We start from the raw sequence: 17,498 nt of genomic DNA, 5'->3' as shown, positions 1-17,498 counted from the left end.
TTCTCGACAGAATTGTGTGAAACTGGATGCCGATATTGTTCGAAAAGTACAAATAGAACGGCGGGCTGGTGGGCAAGGATGATCGGGTGGGGTGGGCACCGCTACCTGAAGCGGTGTCGGCCGCCATGCGGTCGGTACTGCCTGTCGTTGCCGAGCGGACCGTCGCCGCCGTGGTCAGCGATGTACCGAGCTACGCCGACGCCTTCAGCGGGCGGACCGGGCAGAACATCGAACGCGCCGTCCAGCAATCCCTGGCTGCCTTCTTGCAGCTGGTGTCCAAGGGGGACGACCCGGACACCTCGCCGTCGATCCAGCCGGCGCTCGACGGTGCCTTCGCCCTGGGTCAGGGCGAAGCTCGCCAGAACCGGTCCACCGATGTGCTGCTCGCCGCGTTCCGTAGCGGAGCCCGGACCGCGTGGCGCGAATGGAGCGCCGTCGCCGTCGCACACGAGGTACCGGGGGACCAGTTGGCGGTGTTCGCCGAGAAGGTGTTCGCGTATATCGATCGCCTCTCGGCCGCCAGCGTCGCCGGCCACGCCCACGAACTCGCCAAGTCCGGACTGGCCAGGCAGCGCCACCGGGAAACCCTTGCCCGCCAACTACTCCGCGGCGCACCCCTGGAAGATCTGCTGGCCTGCGCCGAACGCGCCGAGTGGCGTGCGCCCGCCACCTTGACGGCCGTCGCCGTACCGCGCGGGTCGGAACGCCGGGTGGCCGGTGTGCTCGCCGCCGCCAGCCTGGAAGTGCCTGAGGATGCGCTGCCCCCGCTCACCCGGCCGGTGACGGTGCTGTTGTGTACCGACGGCTCCGCGCTGCGCCGGCAGCTGGACATCCCCGGTGTGGTCATCGGGCCGGAGCGGCCGTGGGCGCGGGTGGCCCAATCCGTGGCCCGCGTACTGCGCGCGGTCGATCTCTGCGCTGACGACGCGGATCCGTTCGACACCGAGAAGAACCTCAAAGTCCTGGTCTTGCAGGCCGATCCGGACGCGCTCGCCGACCTGCGGGCCGCGGTGCTCGCACCGCTGGACTCGCAGCGCCCCGCGGTGCGGGACAAACTGGTCGAAACCCTGCGGGCATGGTTGCTCCATCAGGGCCGCCGCGACGATGTCGCCGCCGCGCTCTTCGTGCACCCGCAGACGGTCCGTTATCGCCTCGGGCAACTGCGCGAGCTGTACGGTGAGACGCTCACCGACCCCGACGTCGTCGAACAACTGGTCATCGCGCTGGCCGGTGATACCGCGCGGGCCCGCCGGCCGATTGCCGATCTCCGCACGTGATTCGCCTGCTGGCACTGCCCACCGCTGTCCTGGCTGCATTCGGGGCGAGTGCGCTCGCCACCGCCGAACCGCAGGCCGGCACCCCGGTGTTCGCGATCGGCAGGGCACCCGACTGGTGAACCCCGTTGTCGTGCACGCGTGGAATCCCCAGCCTGCCAAGGATGCCGCCTGCCCGGCCGATGTCCGGTACTTCAGCGATGTGCGGGCGAAGGGTGGCAGTCGGGCGCGGTCAGTGCCATCGTGGTGTCCATGAGTAGTCCGGATAGCCCCGAAGAGACCGCAGGCCTGTACAGCGTCGACGATGACGATCAGCTGACGCAGGAGGACACCCTGCTCGACCGCGGTGTCAACGATCTCCTGGACGAGGGCTACTCGCCGCCGGAGAAATGGCAGGAACCGCGCGATCACGACACGCTCGACGAGTTCCTGGCCGCGGAGGTCCCGGACCCCGCGATGCAACTGGACGAGGCCTTCGTCCCGGACGAACAGGCCGGAGACGACGAGGTGGGCGGTGTCCGGTCGGGCCGGTTGGTCGCACCCAACGGGGGCTCCGGCGAGGACGACGAATCGGATCTGATCGGTACCGATGTCGGCATCGACGGCGGGGCGGCTTCCGCGGAAGAAGCCGCCGTGCACGTCATCGACGAGTGATCCGGCGGGCAGGAGCGGAAGCGACCGGGGGTCAGCGGCGGCGCTGCAGCAGAACCGACAGCGTCAGCACCACCAGACCTGCCACCGCGAGCAGTGCACCGGCCACCGCCGGAGCGGTGTAGCCGTACCCTGCGGCGATCACCACCCCGCCGATCCAGGCTCCGGCGGCGTTGGCGATGTTCAGTGCGGAGTGGTTCAGCGCCGCGGCCAGCGTCTGGGCATCGTGCGCGACGTCCATCAGCCGGGTCTGCAGTGCCGGACCGATGGCGGCTCCCGCGGCCCCGATGAGGAACAGCCCCGGCAGCGCGGTCCACGGATTGTGGGCGGCCAGCACGAACAGGGCGAGCACCACGCCGAGCGCGCTGATCGACAGGTACAGCCCACGGACCACCGAGATGTCGGCCATCCGGCCCCCGGCCAGATTGCCGATCACCATGCCGAGGCCGAAGGCCATCAGCGCCAGCGGTACGAGGGCGCGCGGCAACCCGGCGACGTCGGTCATGGTGGTGGCCACGTAGGTGTAGACGGCGAACATGCCGCCGAAGCCGACCATTCCGACCAGCAGGGCCAGCCACACCTGCACCCGGCGCAGCGCTCCGAGTTCGGTGAGCGGGCTGGTGATGTGCATGCTGCGCAGGGTCGGCACCCAGAACCAGATGGCGGTCAGGGTGACCAGCCCGATGCCCACCACGAGGCCGAAGGCGCTGCGCCAGCCGAAATGCTGGCCCAGAGCCGAGGCGGCCGGGACGCCCACGACGGTGGCCACGGTGAGACCGGTGAGCACGTGTGCGACGGCCTTCGCGCGGTTCTGCGGGCCCATCAGGTGCGCGGCGATCAACGCGGCGATTCCGAAGAAGGCGCCGTGCGGGATACCCGCGACGAATCGGGCGGCCATCAGGGTGCCGTAGGTCGGGGCGAACACGCTGGCCAGATTGCCGAGTGTGAACAGCACCATGAGGGCGAGCACCAGGGTCTTGCGGTTCATCCGCGCGGTCAACGCCGCAATCAGCGGGGCGCCGATCACCACACCGAGGGCGTAGGCGGAGATGACATGCCCCGCGGTCGGCTCGGAGATGTGCAGGCTCGCGGCGATATCGGGCAGCAGCCCCATCGCCACGAACTCGGTGGTACCGATCGCGAAACCACCCAGGGCCAGCGCGAACACCGCCAGCCAGCGCACGGTCGGGTCGGGCGCGACGACGGAGTGGGGCCGGTGTGGCCGGGCAAGGGTGGGGGTCACCTGATCAGCCTAGAACCACTTACGCCTACTGGCCACCTAACTTTTGTCCAAATCCGGTCAAAGTGGCGGAACTTACGTTTTCGGTGTTCAATCGGGGCATGGCCACCGCCGGCGATGTGTTCACCCAGATCAGGGAGCGCGGGGAAACCACGCGCGCCGACATCGCCACCGCGACGGGGCTGTCCCGGACCGCCGTGGCGGCGCGCATCGCGGCGCTCACGGCAGCCGGTCTGGTACTCGAAGGTGAGCAGGTGCCCTCGACCGGTGGGCGACCGGCGACCCCGGTGAGCTTCAATGTCGACGCGGGCGTCGTGCTGTCGGTCTCCGTCGGTATCAGCCGGACCCGGCTGGCGGTCTGTGACCTGGCGGGCACCGTCCTGCGGCTGTCGGATATCGACCAAGAGGTGGCCCTGGGTCCCGACGACCTGATGCCCGATGTCGCCAAGCGTCTCGACGCTCTGCTCGAGGAGTACCCCGATGCCGAGGTGTTCGGTATCGGGTTGAGCCTGCCCGGCCCGGTGGATCGCGAACGGGGTTGCAGCCGGGATTCGCCGATCCTGCGCGGCTGGGACGGGGTGGCGCTGCGCCCGTATTTCGACGACGTGATCCGGCTGGGCAACGTCCCGGTGATCCTGGACAACGACGCCAACGCGATCGCACTCGCCGAGCGCGGCGGAGAGCTCGAGGGGCACAGCGACCTGTTGGTGCTCAAGGCCTCGACCGGTCTGGGCGCGGGCATCATCGCCGGTGGTGCGCTGCAGCGGGGGGCCTCCGGGGCCGCGGGCGAGTTCGGCCACAACAAGATCGCCGTCGCGGCCGGTCGCGCTTGCCGGTGCGGCGACACCGGATGCCTGGAGACCGTCGCCGGCGGCTGGGCGATCGTGCACGAACTGCAGCAGCAGGGCTACGCCGTGCGGCATCTGCGCGATGTCGTCGAGTTGGCCAACGGCGGCGACCCCGAGACCCGCCGGATGATCCGCGACAGCGGGCGCTACGTCGGTGAAGGCATCTCACCCGCGGTGAACCTGCTCAACCCGAAGGTGCTCGTCATCACCGGCGATATGGCCGGTGCCTATGACATCTTCGTCGCGGGCTTGCGACAAGCGTTGTACGGCAACGCGACTGCGATGGCAACTCGCGAGCTGGAGGTGGTGGCCTCGGTGCACGGCGGTGCGGCGGCACCGGTGGGCGGTGCCGTCATGGCGCTGGACGAGGTGCTCAGCGCCCGCGCCGTCGACGCGCTACTGGCTACGTAGCTTTCGCGATGACGTTCTCGGCGAACCACTCCAGGTTGCGGATCTTGGCGTCCAGCGGCTCGGTATCGTCGCCCATGATGTAGGGGACCCGGAAGCCGACGATCACATCGGTGACCCCCTTGTCCTCCAGGCGTTTCACCCCGTCCAGGGAGAACCCGTCGATCGAGATGACGTGGACCTGGAATTCGTCGGCCAGCCCGATCCGCTCCTCGGTCTCGCGGTACTGCTGGAGCTTCTTCAATAGCGGGTCGAGTTCGTCGGGATCTCCGCCGCCGTGCATCCAGCCGTCATTGCGCGCGGCGCGTTTGAGCGCGGCGTCGGCGTGCCCGCCGACCAGGATGGGCACCGGCTTGGTCGGCGCGGGTGTCATCTTGATGCTGGGGATGTCGTAGAACTCGCCGTGATACTCGAAGTAGTCGCCCGAGGTGAGGCCGCGAATGACGTCGATGCACTCGTCGATCCGCTTGCCGCGCCGGGCGAACGGCACACCCATGATCTCGTAGTCCTCGGGCCACGGGCTGGTGCCGACGCCGAGGCCCAGCCGGTTGCCGAACAGTGCGGCCAGCGACCCGGCCTGTTTGGCGACCAGTGCCGGCGGCCGGATGGGCAGCTTCAGCACGAAGATGTTGAAGTGCAGCTTGGTGGTGACGGCCGATAGTGCGCCGATGAGCGAGAAGGACTCGATGAAGGATTTGCCGTCGAGGAATTCGCGGTTGCCGTCCGCGGTGTACAGATATTTGGAGTCCGACACCTCCGGGTACGCGATGCTGTCAGGAATGGTCATGGCGTGGTAACCGGCCTCATCGGCCGCCTTGGCGAGCGGGATGTAGTAGGTCGGGTCTGTCATCGCTTCCGCATAGGTGAACCGCATGCACCGATACTAGAACGTGTTCTAGTTCTGTGTGCCGGAATGGTTCGGAGGATGATGTCCGGATGGGCACCTGGCTGACGCGCAATGTCCGGGTGCTCTCCGCGGTGTCGTTCCTTCAGGACACCGCCAGTGAGCTGCTCTACCCGCTGTTGCCCATCTACCTGACCGCCGTGTTGGGCGCCCCACCCGCTGTCGTCGGCGCGATCGAGGGTGCCGCCGAGGGGGCGGCGTCGCTGACCAAACTCGCCTCGGGGCCGCTGGGCGACCGGTTCGCGCGACGCCCACTCATCGCCACCGGGTACGGGATGGCTGCCCTCGGCAAGGTGATCGTCGCCGCCGCGGGCGCCTGGCAGGGAGTTCTCGCAGGTCGGGTCGTCGACCGGCTGGGAAAGGGATTGCGCGGGGCCCCGCGTGACGCCCTCCTGGTCGCCGATATCGATGAGCGCCACCGCGGCCGGGTGTTCGGCTTCCATCGCGCCATGGACACCTTCGGCGCGGTCGTCGGGCCACTCCTGGGGCTGGCCGGGTACGAGCTGCTGGACCATCGGATCGCGCCGCTGCTGTGGGTGGCCGTCGTACCCGCCGTGCTCAGTGTCGCGCTGGTGTTCCTGTCCAAGGAGCGCAGACGTCCCGCACCCACGACGCGGCCACCGCTCTTCGCGCGCGTCAAGGACCTTCCGCGCCGGTACTGGCGCACCACGGGCATCCTCGTTGCGTTCGGAATCATCAATTTCCCCGACGCCCTGCTGCTGTTGCGGCTCAACGAGATCGGCTTCTCGGTCGTCGAGGTGATCCTGGCCTATGTCGGTTACAACGCGGTCTACGCGCTGAGCAGCTATCCGGCCGGGCTGCTGGCCGACCGGATCGGCCGGGTGCCGGTGTTCGGTATCGGGCTGATGTTCTTTGCCATCGGCTACACCGGGCTGGGGCTGACCACCGATCCGCTGGCCGCCTGGCTGCTGATCGGTGCGTACGGACTGTTCACCGGCTGCACCGACGGCGTCGGCAAGGCGTGGATCTCCACCCTGGTCGGTGCCGATCTGCAGGCCAGTGCGCAGGGTGTCTTCCAGGGTGCGAGCGGGTTCGCGATCCTGATCGCCGGCGTATGGGCCGGGCTGGCCTGGGGGAAGGACGGCACCGTGCCGCTGTTGATCTCCGGCAGTGTCGGTGCGGTGTTCGCGATCGCGATGCTGACGGCCGGCTACCTCAGGCGGAACGGCGGAGCCCCGGCCCCGGCGATCTGATAACCGCCCTGTTGGGTGCGCTCGGTGCACCGGCCCGTCACGGTATTGCCGTCGATGACGACCGGCACCGCGCCGCGTGGGGTCTCGGCCGGCGCGTCGAACACGGTGCCCTGCCAGTGGTACCTGCCGTCGATCGGATCGAGATGTCCTGTCAGCCGGACCCGTACCGCGTGGCCGTCCACGGTGGCGGGTCCGTCGTAGACGTCTTCTACGAAGGTTCCGCAGTCGTCATCCTCGGCGTGTGCGACGGCGGGACCCTTCGCGGGCAGAAACCCGGTGCGCCGCCAGACCCGCCTCGCGATCGGGCCCATCAGGCCGACCTCCTCGAGGAACGCGGCCAACGGGGCGAACCCGGCGATCTGCACCTCGCGCCGGTGCGCGGACGCGCGAGCCATCCTGCGCGCCGCCCGCGCCTCCAGGCCGACCCGGCGGTACTGCACCTTGTTGGTGAACAGGAATCGGAAGAACAGGCCGCCCGCGCCGTTGAGATTGCCGACCCAGAAGCGCTTCCAGCGCGACATCGACGGGGTGCGCTTGCGCAGGCCGTCGCGCGCGAACTGGATGTGGCGGGCCTCCTCGGTGACGTGAATCCGCATCAGCCGCTGCACCATCGGCTGCAGCTCGGGATCGTCCATCATCTGCCGTTGCAGCGAGTCGAAGATCTCCTCGCCGATCAGGGCTGCCACCCAGAGCACCGATCCGCGGAAGACGAACGGCAGCCCGTTGATGATGACGCGCTGGTACAGCCGGGGCAGGATCGGGTCCGCACCGACCTTCGCGATGGCCTTGCCGAACATCACCATGTGCCGGGTCTCGTCGCCCAGTTCGGTCAGCTCATAGTGCGTGGTGGCCGCGGTCGGGTCTTGATGCATCATCTTGCGCAGCAGCGACTGATTGAGGATGTTCTCGAACCAGATGCCGGCGGACAGCGTGTTCACCAGCTCCTGCCGGGACAGCTCGATCTGCTCGGCCCGGCTCATCGCCTCCCACAACGAGGTGCCGTAGAGCGAGACCACCTTGGGGGGCAGGAAGAATTTGTCCGCCTCCAGCGGGGCATCCCAGTCGATATCGACGATCGGGGCGTAGGACTTGCGTACCGACCCCTTCAGTAGCCGCTCGGCGAATTCCGCACGCGTGGTCTGGGATTTCAGCGAAGCCGTCATCGTCGCCACCTTTCGGGTCGGTGAACTCGAAGCTACGTCCGCCCCCGCAGGTAGTCAATACCCCTGGTACCGGATACCTGAGGTTTGGGGCGATGGCGAATTCGGGATTCTCGAGACGATGTGCCGCGACAATGCTCGGCGGAATCGCTGTTGGACGAAACGCGATTGGCCGGCTGAGCGTTAGTGCCAGTCCCAGACGGACATGTCGCCTGCCGGGTAGTTCTGGCAGATGTCGGTGGTGTGGGCGGCGACGCCTTTGTTGTTGAAGAACAGTTTGGCCCAGTTGGGCCAGCGCCAGGACATTTGTTCGTAGAAGGCGTTGGTGGCGGTGTCTTCGGAGTATTGCCGGCGGCCGGCGTAGTCCATGGAGAAGAACCAGTGGATGCGGTCTTGGGCGCCTTGTTGGTCGGCGGCGGGTTTGTTGTTGTAGTCGATCATGTAGCGCTCGTAGTAGACGGGTTCGACGTCGCGGGCGGCGGCCATGATCTGTTCGGCGGTGCACGGGGTGCGCAGGATGCGGTTGGGGATGGGGTAGTCGTCGGTGGCATCTGCTGAAGAGACTGCGGAGGTGGCGATGCCGGTGGTGATGGCGCCGGCCAGGGCGGCGGCGGCCAGGCCTATCCGGGCGGCGTTCCGAAAGTTGGTGCGCATCATGATGATTTCCCTCCTAGGCGGCGTGGTCGATGTCGCCGCGTTTTTCGGGGCAGTAGTAGTCGACGGCCAGCCCCACGAACTGCCACACCTGCTCGGTGCTGCTGTCGCGGTCCAGTTGATTCCGTACGAACGTCGCCGTCTGCGCCGCATCGGTGTCGACGTTGTTGTACATCCGCTTGCACATGATCTTGCCGATCCAGGCGTTGTAATCCTTCTGCCCGTAGATCCCCACGGTGTGCAGCTGATGGGCGAAGTTGGTGTCGGGATCCCGGTCGAACGACGGATCCGCGGCCGCCGGGGCCGCGCCCGCGGTGCCGACAACAAGTGCCGCCGCAACCAACCCGGTGGTGGTGATGGCGAGTTTCATTCTGACCTGCTCTCTTCTTGCAACCAGCCCGCCAAAAGTGCGGTGTTGACGCCGCCGTGATCACGAATTCCGCGCTGCCACTGCAGATTCGTGGTCACGGCCGGCGTCATTGTTAGTTGTGTTACACAAGTCTCTCGCCGTACCCCGTGGTGGCGAAACGGTGGTGTAGAGTCCTGCCCGTGCCTAGGCGGAACCGCGGTTCCGTCCAGGGGAATGATAACCGAATGTTCGGCCCCGTGTGCATCGGCGTGCGCGGTCGTCGTGAAGGTCCGAATGCAGAGGTGCATGGTGTACGCAGTACTGAAGCGGTTCTGGGTGCCGCTGCTCTTGACGGTGGTTGTTGCCATCGGCGCCTACGCGATAGTGCGGATCCGGGATTCGGGCCACCACACGCCTGCCGTCGCTGAGCAATCGGGGATCACCGCCAACTTCAACCCGAAACACATCACCTACGACGTCACCGGTTCGGGGGGAACGGTGACGGTCAACTATCTCGATGAGAACGGGCAACCGCATCTGATCGAGAATGCGCCCCTGCCATGGTCTTTCACCATCGTCACGACGCTGCCGTCGATGTCGGCCAACATCATGGCCCAGGGTGATCGCGACGTCAGCGATCTCAAGTGCCGAGTCACCGTGGACGGAAACGTGCGAGATGACCGGACGAGCACCGACACCGTCAAACCGTTCATCTACTGCTTGGTGAAATCCGTATGAGCACAGCACATTCAGCACCGCATCGCCCGCGCATCGCACACCTGATCCGGGTGCTGGCCATTCCGGTGATCCTGTTTTGGATCGCCCTCGCGGTCATCTTGGCTGTCGTAACACCGCCGCTGGACACCATCGCCGATCAGCATGCGGTGTCGTTGAGCCCCAAGGGCTCGGCGGCGTTTCAGTCGATGCTGAATATCGGCAAGAAGTTTCAGCAATTCGACTCCGACTCGACGGCGATGGTCGTGCTCGAAGGCCAGGACAAGCTGGGGGCCAGCGCCCACGACTATTACAACGAGATCGTCAAGAAACTCAACGCCGATCACCAGCACGTGCAGAACGTGCAGGATTACTGGAGTGATCCGCTGACCGCGGCGGGTTCGCAGAGTGTGGACGGTAAAGCTGCCTACGTTCAGCTCTTCCTCAGCGGTGCGCAGGGCACCACCCCGAGTCACGAGTCGGTGGCCGCGGTGCGCGACATCGTCAACTCGGTTGCCGCCCCGCCAGGGGTGAAGGCCTACGTGACAGGCAACACCGTCTTGGTCACCGACACTTCGGTTGCCGGGCATAAGAGTATGGCGGTGATGGCGCTGCTCTCGATCGCGGTGATCATCGTGATGTTGCTCATCATCTATCGCTCGATCGTGACGATGCTGCTGTCGCTGGTGATCATCGGTATCGAACTGTTCGCCGCCCAGGGTGTGGTGGCCACTGCGGGCAACCTGAACATCATCGGTTTGACCCCGTACGCGGTGAGCATGGTGGTGATGCTGACGATTGCGGCAGGTACGGACTATGTCATTTTCCTGCTGGGTCGCTACCACGAGGCCAGGTCGAACGGGCTGGACCGCGAAGACGCGTTTTACTGGGCCTACCATGGCGTTTCGCACGTCATCATCGGTTCCGGCCTGACCATCGTGGGTGCGACGATGTGCTTGTCGTTCACCACGCTGCCGTACTTCAACACCATGGGTCTGCCGTGTGCCATCGCCATCTTGACCGTCATCGCCGCCGCGCTGACGCTGGCTCCGGCGGTGCTTGCGGTGTCGTCGCGCTTCGGCCTGCTGGACCCCAAACGCCCCATAGACGCCCGTGGGTGGCGCAAAGTTGGCACCACCGTGGTGCGGTGGCCGATCCCGATCGTGGTGGTCACCACGGCCATCGCGATCATCGGCTTCCTGAGCCTGATGACCTATGTGCCCCAATACAACGACGACAAATTCACCCCGGCAGACATGCCGTCCAACCAGGCCATGGCTATCGCCGAGAAACACTTCTCCAAAGCGCGGATGAACCCAGAATTGCTGATGCTGGAAGCTGATCACGATCTGCGCAACCCCGCCGACATGCTGGTGATCGACCGCGTCGCCAAGGCTGTGGTGCATATGCGCGGTATCGATCGCGTACAGACCATCACCCGCCCCCTGGGCGCGCCGATCGAGCACAGCTCGCTGCCCTACCTCATGGGCGCCCAGAACGCCGGGACGCTGCAGGCTGCGCAGTTCAACAACGACAACTCGGCCCAGATGCTGGAGCAGGCCGACGAGATGAGCAAGACCATCGCCAGCATGCAACGCATGCTGACCATCACCACCGAACTGGTCGACACGACGCACACGATGGTCGGAGACACCCACGACCTGGTGTCCACGACACAGCAGTTACGGGACAACATCGCCGATTTCGACGACTTCTTCCGGCCGCTACGCAACTACTTCTATTGGGAACCGCACTGTTTCGACATCCCGATGTGCCATTCACTGCGATCCATCTTCGATGCGCTCGACGGTATCGACGCGCTGTCGGACAAGTTCGGCAACATGGCTGCGGATCTGGACAAGATGGACCAGTTGATGCCCCAGATGCTGCCGGTGCTGCGCTCGACCATCGACTCGATGACCAGGATGCGTGACTTCATGGTCGCCACCCACAGTGTGATGGCCGGAACCCAGGCCCAGCAACAGGAGCTGGCCAAGGGCGAAACCGAAATGGGTCTGTACTTCGACCAGGCCAAGAACGACGACTTCTTCTACCTGCCCCCGGACGTCTTCCAGAACCCCGACTTCCAGCGCGGCTTGAAGATGTTCGTCTCCCCGGACGGCAAAGCGGTGCGCTTCATCATCACCCATCAAGGTGATCCGGCATCGGTGGAGGGAATCAAGCACGTCCAGGATATGCGGGCCGTCGTCGCCGACGCCGTGAAAGGCACACCGCTGTCGAACGCCCAAGTGTCCCTTGCCGGTACCGCCTCGCTCTACAACGACATGCAAAACGGGGTGACCATCGACCTGGCGATCGCCGTCATCGCCGCGATGATCCTGATCTTCGCGATCATGTTGCTCATCACCCGCAGTGTGGTGGCAGCGTTGGTCATCGTGGGCACCGTGGCCGCCTCTTTGGGTACCGCCTGCGGGCTTTCGGTGCTGCTGTGGCAGGACATCCTGGGTCTGGGTGTGCAGTGGATCGTCATCCCGCTGTCCATGGTGATCCTGCTGGCGGTCGGCTCGGACTACAACCTCCTGGTCGTATCGCGACTGAAAGAGGAAATCCACGCCGGGCTGAACACCGGCATCATCCGCGGCATGGGCGCCACCGGACGCGTCGTCACCGCCGCTGGTCTGGTGTTCGCCTTCACCATGATGTCGATGATCGTTTCGGAGCTGCGCGTGGTCGGTCAGCTCGGCATGACGATCGGTATCGGGCTGATCGTCGACACACTGATCGTGCGCTCGTTCATGACCCCGTCCATCGCCGCCGCGCTGGGACGCTGGTTCTGGTGGCCACTGAACACCATCAAAATCACCCATCCGGCCGCCACACCGCCGGCAGGGCCCGATCCTGACGAACCCCACACCGCGCCCATCCCTGCGCCCAGCGCGCCGTGACACCGCTCGCGCACCCCAAGCCCGACCCAGCCGAAGTGGCCGAAGCGCTGCTGAGGGTCCTGACCAAGCTCTACGTCGCGTCACGGCACACCGACATGGCGCGGCGGGCGGCAGGGCAGCTCACCACGGCGCAGTATGAGGTGATGCAAATCGTCGTCGAACGAGGGCGTGCCCGAGTCTCGGAACTGGCGCAGGCCGCAGGTGTGACCCTGCCGACGATGTCGGTTGCCGTCAGTCGGCTGACGCGACGTGAGTTGATTTGCCGCACATCACCCACCGTCAGTCGGCGCAATTCCTACGTCGAGTTGACCGCTCGCGGTGCGCAGTCCTTCGACGCCTTCCTGGAGGCTCATCGGCGCGCCATTGAAAGCCGGTTGCAGTGTGTGAGCGGCGAAGACCAAGCGAAGTTGCGTGCAGCCGTCCCCGTACTCAGACGAATGGTCAGCGGGATCAGCGGCCCGGCCGACCGAATCACGCTGTCGATCACCGCGGGGGGTCACACCTCGACGACGCCGTCTGAGAAGCTGTGGGAAAACGGGTAGAAGGAAACGGGTAAGTGACCGAGCGCGAGTCGAAGCTTCGCCAGCGCACCGACGGGCGGTTGGATCGCTCGCGCGACCCGATCATTCTCGACGCCGCGCTGGCAGAATTGACCGAACACGGGTACGCCAAAACCAGCATGAATGACATCGCTGCACGCGCCGGTGTCGGCAAGGCGGCGATCTATCGCCGATGGTCGTCCAAGGCGGCGCTGATGACCGACGTCGTCGTCTACTGGCGACCCGAACTTCTGCACGACGACGTGCCGGACACCGGCACCCTGGAGGGCGACTTCGATGTCATCATCGAACGCGCAGCTCGCAACGACAACGAACTCGTCTCCAACGATCTGGTCTTGCGGGTCGCGCTGGAGGCCGCCCACGACCCCGAACTGGCTTCGGCATTCGACGAGTTGATGCTGTTCAAGGGGCGCCGTCTGGTCAGGGCCATCCTTGACCAGGCGGTAGAACGCGGCGATGTGGCCCAGCGGGACTGGTCCATCATCGCCGACACCCTCATCGCGATGGGGCTGATGCGCGTGATGAGCGGGCTCACTGTCGATGCCAGGTTCCTGCGAGAAGTGATCGACACGTTGATCCTCCCCGCTGTATACGCACCCAACGATGCGGCAGGCAATCGGCGCCAGGAGGGTAGTCGCCGCCACTGAGACGGATGCGGGCGCTTCACCGCTCTTGACCCGCGCTCCATGCCCGGTCGGCTAACCTTCTGCGGTGCGCACCCTTCATGTCATCGGTATCGGCGCGGGCGACCCCGACTACGTGACGACGCAGGCGATCTCGGCGCTCAACGACACCGATGTCTTCTTCGCGATGGACAAGGGCGAGACGAAAGACGACCTGGTCGCGCTGCGCCGCCTGATCTGCGACCGGTTCATCACCGAACCCGGCTACCGGTTCGTCGAACTGCCGGACCCCAAAAGGGCCGCCGCCGCCGACAGCGCGGCCTACCGGGACAATGTGAACGAATGGCACGCCGCCCGAGCCCGGCTGTGGGCCCAGGCCATCCAGGACGAACTCGGACCCGACGGTGTCGGCGCGTTTCTGGCCTGGGGTGACCCGTCGCTCTACGACAGCACGCTGCGCATCCTGGAGCGGGTGGCCGAGCACGTCGAGTTCGACTTCGACGTCGTCCCCGGGATCACCGCCATCCAGGCGCTGACCGCACGACATCGCATCGCGCTCAACGACATCGGTGCGCCCGTGCTGATCACCACCGGCCGCCAACTCCGGGAGAACGGCCTGGACACCGACGCCGTGGTGATGCTGGACGGCGAGTGCTCGTTCCTGAGCTGTCCGCCGGACACCCGGATCTGGTGGGGCGCCTACCTGGGGACGCCGGACGAACTGCTGGAGTCCGGCAGGGTGGGTGACGTCGGTGACCGGATCGTGGCGCGCCGGGCCGAAGCCCGGCAGCGGCACGGCTGGATCATGGACATCTATCTGCTGCGCGCCTGACCTGGCAGGATCACAGCATGGGATCATTTCTGCTGCGCGCCACCCTGACCGGCCTGGCGCTGTGGGTGGTGACGCTCTTCGTGCCGGGCATGACGTTCGTCGGCGGTGCCACGACCCTTCAGAAGGTCGGCATCATCTTCGTCGTCGCGGTCATCTTCGGACTGGTCAACGCCGTCATCAAACCGATCGTGCAGATCATCTCGATACCGCTCTACGTCCTGACCCTCGGCCTGTTCCACGTCGTGGTCAACGCACTCATGCTGTGGATCACGTCATGGATCACCGAACACACCACACACTGGGGGCTGTTCATCGACCACTTCTGGTGGACCGCGATCTGGGCGGCCATCATGCTGTCGATCGTCAGCTGGCTGCTCTCCCTGGTCGTTCGCTCCTGACGCCGAAGGCGTTGGGCATGATCGGTTTTCTTTTGCGCTCGAGCGCAGGCAACCTGGTGGAGGCGGCACAGAAGGTTCGTCGACAGGTTCGTCGACAGGTTCGTCGACGCGTACAGAGGGAGGTCCCATCCGATGGGTGCAGACGAGGAGCGTCCACCGCTACCACCGTTCGATCTGCAGTCGGCACTCCAGAAAGTCCAGGCCGCGGAGGACGCGTGGAACACCTGTGACCCCGAGCGGGTGAGCAAGGCGTACACGCGCGACAGCGTGTGGCGTAACCGGAACGTCTTCGTCACCGGCCGCGACGAGATCGTCGCATTCCTGACCGCCAAATGGCAGCGAGAACGGGACTACGCGCTGCGCAAGAGTCTCTGGGATTTCCACGGGAACCGCATCGCGGTGCGCTTCCAGTACGAGTGTCGCGACTCCGCGGGCCAGTGGTGGCGCAGCTACGGCAATGAACTGTGGGAATTCGACGACCACGGGCTGATGCGTCGACGGGAGGCGAGCATCAACGACCTCGCGATCGACGAATCCGAACGCCGCTACTTCGGGCCCCGAACCGACGCCGAACGCGGTCAGGACATACCACTGCAGTGACCTCGATCTGCCCTTCGGTTGACGCGGGGCGTCACTGCGTTTCGGTGGCCGTGATCTGTTCCAGCACCGCGTCCATATCGGTGATATCCCATACGTGGGTGAACTTGTCGCCTTCGACGCGATAGAGCGTGAATTCGGAGGTGACCACCCGACGGCCAGTCGCCGCGATCCCGCGAAAGTCACCGAAGTGGGTGCCTGCCACCGAGAAGTGCAGTGCGACAAGGTCTCCCTCGACGAGTTCGTGCCGCACCTCCCACCGCCAGTCGGGGAAGGCCGACACCAGGGGGACGAACTGCTCGGTGACCCTCGTGGGATCCGTGGGGGTGTCGTTGATGCTGATGGGCGACGCGTAGAACGTGCTCATCCGTGTGAAGTCGTGCTCGTTGCATGCCTCCAGATACGACTGATACAACGCGCGAAGCCGCTCCTGCTCACCACCCACCGAAGGGCCTCCCTTCACACGACGCCACGGTCGACCCTAGCAACACGGGCACTGCCGCGGCGTGTCGCCAAAGATAGTGGCAGCGGCTACTCTTGGCGCGGGCGCCGGTGCTCGGTCTGCCAGCAGGCGGCCAACGTGCGGTACGCGTCGTGCTCGGTGGCCGCCACTGTCGGCCACAGCCGTTCAGCGGCCTCGCGCTGGGAGGCTGATCCGCCGACGGCACCCTGGTACGCGTCGAGCATCGCCATCGCGTGCAGCTGCAGATCGCGGCGGTCGGCCCGGGCCTGCGCGGTGGTGACGGAGCCGGCCTCCAGATGTGTGGTGGTGGCCGCCATCGCCGCCAGGGTGGCATCGATGGCCTCGGTCACCGGTGCGGGACCGCGCGTACGGATCGCCGCCCGGTACACCAGAAGAGCTGCGGCGCATCCGATCACGGTGTCCAGTCCACGGGCCAGCAGCAGACGGCCCAGATCGTCCACCGGATGGCCGGCGGAGGCAATGGTCAGCGCGATCGGGGTGATGAACACGACGGCGATCGCATAGTTGCGCAGCACGAACATCTCAATGATGAACTGCAGCAAGGCGATCACCGCGACCAGCCACAGTCCCTGGGGGTGCCAGGCCAGGATGGCCCCGGCCAGCCCGAGCCCCAGCCACGTGCCCACCAGGCGCTCGACCCCACGCTGTACGGTGCGCGTCCAATCGAAACCCTGATACAGCACGAGCACCGCGGCTGCCATTGCCCAGTAGGCGTGATCGATGGACAACGCCGAGGCGACGGTGCCCGCCACGGCGACCGCGATACCGACCCGCACTGCCAGCCGCAGGGAGTCCGAGCCCGGTGTCAGGGCGCGCCGCAGCAACGTGAGATTCCCCGGACGGCCCAGGGGGATATCGGGGGCGGTGTCGGCGAACGACGGGTCGTCGATATCGGGTAGTGGCTCGCCGCGATCGACGGCAGCCATCGCCGCGGCGAAAACCCGGTGCAGGCGGTGGTTTTCGGCCCGCAGACGTTGCAACGTGCCGTCCCGACGGGGACGAGCCGGCTCGAAGTTGACCAGTGTCACCCACGCCTGGTGTAACGCCCGGGCCGCCTGGTGGCGGTCGGTGCCGTCGCCGGATTCGAGGTAGCGCAGGACAGCGGCGCGTGCGGCGCCCACCGCCGCATACTCCGGTGCGCGGGGCCGCCACAGCACCGCCACCATGTGCGCCAGCCACGCGAACACCCCGCCGGACAACACCAGGGCGCCGATATGCCACGGCGTCAGATGAGTGGCCGCCGTCGCGGTCCCCGCCGCGCAGCCCAGCATGAACATGTACGCCCCGGGCGGCCCGACGCTCAGCGCGTGGCACACCAGCACCGCCACCATCGCGATCGCCGTGATGGTCACCAGACCCAGCAGCGGGATCCGCGCCGCCCAATCACCGAGGGCCACCGCCGCGGCGAAGCTCAGCGCGATGATCGCCAGATAGCCCGCACGGTTGAGGTACGGGCGGCCGCTGCCGTACAAGGCGGTGAATCCGCCGATGGTCGCGATGAGCCCGGCCGCGGTATCGCCCGACAGCCAACCCGCCAGCACCGGCACCGCCATACAGATCCCGGCCCGCAGCGCGAACGGCCAGCGCCTCGGGGCCGGATTGAGGATGAGCAGGCGGCGCAGGAACGGCGGCACGTACCGACGATATCGGTGTGGCGGTTTCCCCCGTCGCTGCGCTCGCCC

General features: G+C 66.2%; 19 protein-coding genes. 12 read left to right on the top strand and 7 right to left on the bottom strand.

Features of this window, described 5'->3' with window-relative positions:
* Positions 1 to 86 precede the first annotated feature (86 nt).
* From FHU31_RS29775 to FHU31_RS29770, 3 genes are all read left to right on the top strand, one after another.
* Positions 87 to 1,277: a PucR family transcriptional regulator gene (locus tag FHU31_RS29775; protein ID WP_263987980.1), complete on the top strand. Its 1,191-nt coding sequence runs from the start codon at positions 87 to 89 to the stop codon at positions 1,275 to 1,277.
* Entirely contained in the window at positions 1,274 to 1,396 is a 123-nt protein-coding gene (locus FHU31_RS31965) for a hypothetical protein (protein ID WP_263987981.1), read from the top strand. Before FHU31_RS29775 ends, FHU31_RS31965 begins: the two co-directional genes overlap by 4 nt.
* 130 nt (positions 1,397 to 1,526) lie before the next feature.
* The gene (locus FHU31_RS29770) at positions 1,527 to 1,928 is read left to right on the top strand and encodes a DUF5709 domain-containing protein (RefSeq protein ID WP_167164799.1); all 402 of its coding nucleotides are present in this window, start codon (positions 1,527 to 1,529) and stop codon (positions 1,926 to 1,928) included.
* Positions 1,929 to 1,959: 31 nt separating this feature from the next.
* Here FHU31_RS29770 and FHU31_RS29765 read toward each other — a convergent pair whose 3' ends face one another.
* The gene (locus FHU31_RS29765) at positions 1,960 to 3,168 is read right to left on the bottom strand and encodes an MFS transporter (protein ID WP_167164797.1); all 1,209 of its coding nucleotides are present in this window, start codon (positions 3,166 to 3,168) and stop codon (positions 1,960 to 1,962) included.
* Between the two features lie 98 nt (positions 3,169 to 3,266).
* Between FHU31_RS29765 and FHU31_RS29760 the strand changes: the two genes are divergently transcribed.
* Positions 3,267 to 4,424: an ROK family protein gene (locus FHU31_RS29760; protein ID WP_167164795.1), complete on the top strand. Its 1,158-nt coding sequence runs from the start codon at positions 3,267 to 3,269 to the stop codon at positions 4,422 to 4,424.
* Here FHU31_RS29760 and FHU31_RS29755 read toward each other — a convergent pair.
* The gene (locus FHU31_RS29755) at positions 4,417 to 5,295 is read right to left on the bottom strand and encodes an LLM class flavin-dependent oxidoreductase (protein WP_090354871.1); all 879 of its coding nucleotides are present in this window, start codon (positions 5,293 to 5,295) and stop codon (positions 4,417 to 4,419) included. The genes FHU31_RS29760 and FHU31_RS29755 overlap by 8 nt on opposite strands.
* Before the next feature lie 62 nt (positions 5,296 to 5,357).
* On the opposite strand from FHU31_RS29755, the gene FHU31_RS29750 reads away from it, so the two are divergent.
* On the top strand, positions 5,358 to 6,539 hold the full coding sequence (locus FHU31_RS29750; RefSeq protein WP_167164793.1) for an MFS transporter: 1,182 nt from the start codon (positions 5,358 to 5,360) through the stop codon (positions 6,537 to 6,539).
* Here the strand turns inward: FHU31_RS29750 and FHU31_RS29745 are convergent.
* The 3 genes from FHU31_RS29745 to FHU31_RS29735 form a co-directional block, all read right to left on the bottom strand.
* Entirely contained in the window at positions 6,497 to 7,702 is a 1,206-nt protein-coding gene (locus FHU31_RS29745; protein ID WP_167164791.1) for a diiron oxygenase, read from the bottom strand. The genes FHU31_RS29750 and FHU31_RS29745 overlap by 43 nt on opposite strands.
* Before the next feature lie 180 nt (positions 7,703 to 7,882).
* Complete coding sequence (locus FHU31_RS29740; protein WP_167165152.1) at positions 7,883 to 8,353, bottom strand: DUF5078 domain-containing protein; 471 nt, start codon at positions 8,351 to 8,353, stop codon at positions 7,883 to 7,885.
* 16 nt (positions 8,354 to 8,369) lie between these two features.
* Positions 8,370 to 8,723: a DUF732 domain-containing protein gene (locus tag FHU31_RS29735; RefSeq protein ID WP_167164789.1), complete on the bottom strand. Its 354-nt coding sequence runs from the start codon at positions 8,721 to 8,723 to the stop codon at positions 8,370 to 8,372.
* Between the two features lie 285 nt (positions 8,724 to 9,008).
* Here FHU31_RS29735 and FHU31_RS29730 point away from each other — a divergent pair, with 285 nt between their 5' ends.
* From FHU31_RS29730 to FHU31_RS29700, 7 genes are all read left to right on the top strand, one after another.
* Positions 9,009 to 9,440, top strand: coding sequence for an MmpS family transport accessory protein (locus FHU31_RS29730; RefSeq protein ID WP_167164787.1), 432 nt, complete (start codon positions 9,009 to 9,011; stop codon positions 9,438 to 9,440).
* On the top strand, positions 9,437 to 12,322 hold the full coding sequence (locus FHU31_RS29725) for an MMPL/RND family transporter (RefSeq protein WP_167164785.1): 2,886 nt from the start codon (positions 9,437 to 9,439) through the stop codon (positions 12,320 to 12,322). The genes FHU31_RS29730 and FHU31_RS29725 overlap by 4 nt, the downstream gene beginning before the upstream one ends.
* 35 nt (positions 12,323 to 12,357) lie before the next feature.
* On the top strand, positions 12,358 to 12,864 hold the full coding sequence (locus tag FHU31_RS29720) for a MarR family winged helix-turn-helix transcriptional regulator (RefSeq protein WP_167164782.1): 507 nt from the start codon (positions 12,358 to 12,360) through the stop codon (positions 12,862 to 12,864).
* A gap of 14 nt (positions 12,865 to 12,878) precedes the next feature.
* Positions 12,879 to 13,529, top strand: coding sequence for a TetR/AcrR family transcriptional regulator (locus FHU31_RS29715; protein ID WP_167164780.1), 651 nt, complete (start codon positions 12,879 to 12,881; stop codon positions 13,527 to 13,529).
* Positions 13,530 to 13,593: 64 nt separating this feature from the next.
* Entirely contained in the window at positions 13,594 to 14,337 is a 744-nt protein-coding gene (gene cobF / locus FHU31_RS29710) for a precorrin-6A synthase (deacetylating) (RefSeq protein ID WP_090354876.1), read from the top strand.
* 17 nt (positions 14,338 to 14,354) lie between these two features.
* Entirely contained in the window at positions 14,355 to 14,735 is a 381-nt protein-coding gene (locus tag FHU31_RS29705; RefSeq protein WP_090354877.1) for a phage holin family protein, read from the top strand.
* Positions 14,736 to 14,867: 132 nt separating this feature from the next.
* Positions 14,868 to 15,335, top strand: a complete 468-nt coding sequence (locus FHU31_RS29700) for a nuclear transport factor 2 family protein (protein ID WP_167164778.1) — start codon at positions 14,868 to 14,870, stop codon at positions 15,333 to 15,335.
* A 31-nt stretch (positions 15,336 to 15,366) separates the two neighbouring features.
* On the opposite strand, the gene FHU31_RS29695 is transcribed toward FHU31_RS29700, so the two are convergent.
* Together FHU31_RS29695 and FHU31_RS29690 are read right to left on the bottom strand one after the other, a co-directional pair.
* Positions 15,367 to 15,777, bottom strand: coding sequence for an ester cyclase (locus FHU31_RS29695; RefSeq protein WP_167164777.1), 411 nt, complete (start codon positions 15,775 to 15,777; stop codon positions 15,367 to 15,369).
* Between the two features lie 86 nt (positions 15,778 to 15,863).
* Positions 15,864 to 17,450, bottom strand: coding sequence for an FUSC family protein (locus FHU31_RS29690; RefSeq protein ID WP_308206767.1), 1,587 nt, complete (start codon positions 17,448 to 17,450; stop codon positions 15,864 to 15,866).
* Positions 17,451 to 17,498 lie beyond the last annotated feature (48 nt).

This window comes from Mycolicibacterium fluoranthenivorans, assembly GCF_011758805.1.
Classification (GTDB): domain Bacteria; phylum Actinomycetota; class Actinomycetes; order Mycobacteriales; family Mycobacteriaceae; genus Mycobacterium; species Mycobacterium fluoranthenivorans.
The sequence above is the reverse complement of the archived record's forward strand: the minus strand, read 5'-3'. Positions and strand labels throughout refer to the sequence as shown.

Bases quoted from the DNA above. Each gene is read 5' to 3' on its own strand.
- FHU31_RS29735 (WP_167164789.1), bottom strand. From the start codon at position 8,723: ATGAAACTCGCCATCACCACCACCGGGTTGGTTGCGGCGGCACTTGTT.
- FHU31_RS29700 (WP_167164778.1), top strand. From the start codon at position 14,868: ATGGGTGCAGACGAGGAGCGTCCACCGCTACCACCGTTCGATCTGCAG.
- FHU31_RS29730 (WP_167164787.1), top strand. From the start codon at position 9,009: ATGGTGTACGCAGTACTGAAGCGGTTCTGGGTGCCGCTGCTCTTGACG.
- FHU31_RS29740 (WP_167165152.1), bottom strand. From the start codon at position 8,353: ATGCGCACCAACTTTCGGAACGCCGCCCGGATAGGCCTGGCCGCCGCC.
- FHU31_RS29755 (WP_090354871.1), bottom strand. From the start codon at position 5,295: ATGCGGTTCACCTATGCGGAAGCGATGACAGACCCGACCTACTACATC.
- FHU31_RS29750 (WP_167164793.1), top strand. From the start codon at position 5,358: ATGGGCACCTGGCTGACGCGCAATGTCCGGGTGCTCTCCGCGGTGTCG.
- FHU31_RS29705 (WP_090354877.1), top strand. From the start codon at position 14,355: ATGGGATCATTTCTGCTGCGCGCCACCCTGACCGGCCTGGCGCTGTGG.
- FHU31_RS29725 (WP_167164785.1), top strand. From the start codon at position 9,437: ATGAGCACAGCACATTCAGCACCGCATCGCCCGCGCATCGCACACCTG.
- FHU31_RS29745 (WP_167164791.1), bottom strand. From the start codon at position 7,702: ATGACGGCTTCGCTGAAATCCCAGACCACGCGTGCGGAATTCGCCGAG.
- FHU31_RS29760 (WP_167164795.1), top strand. From the start codon at position 3,267: ATGGCCACCGCCGGCGATGTGTTCACCCAGATCAGGGAGCGCGGGGAA.
- FHU31_RS29770 (WP_167164799.1), top strand. From the start codon at position 1,527: ATGAGTAGTCCGGATAGCCCCGAAGAGACCGCAGGCCTGTACAGCGTC.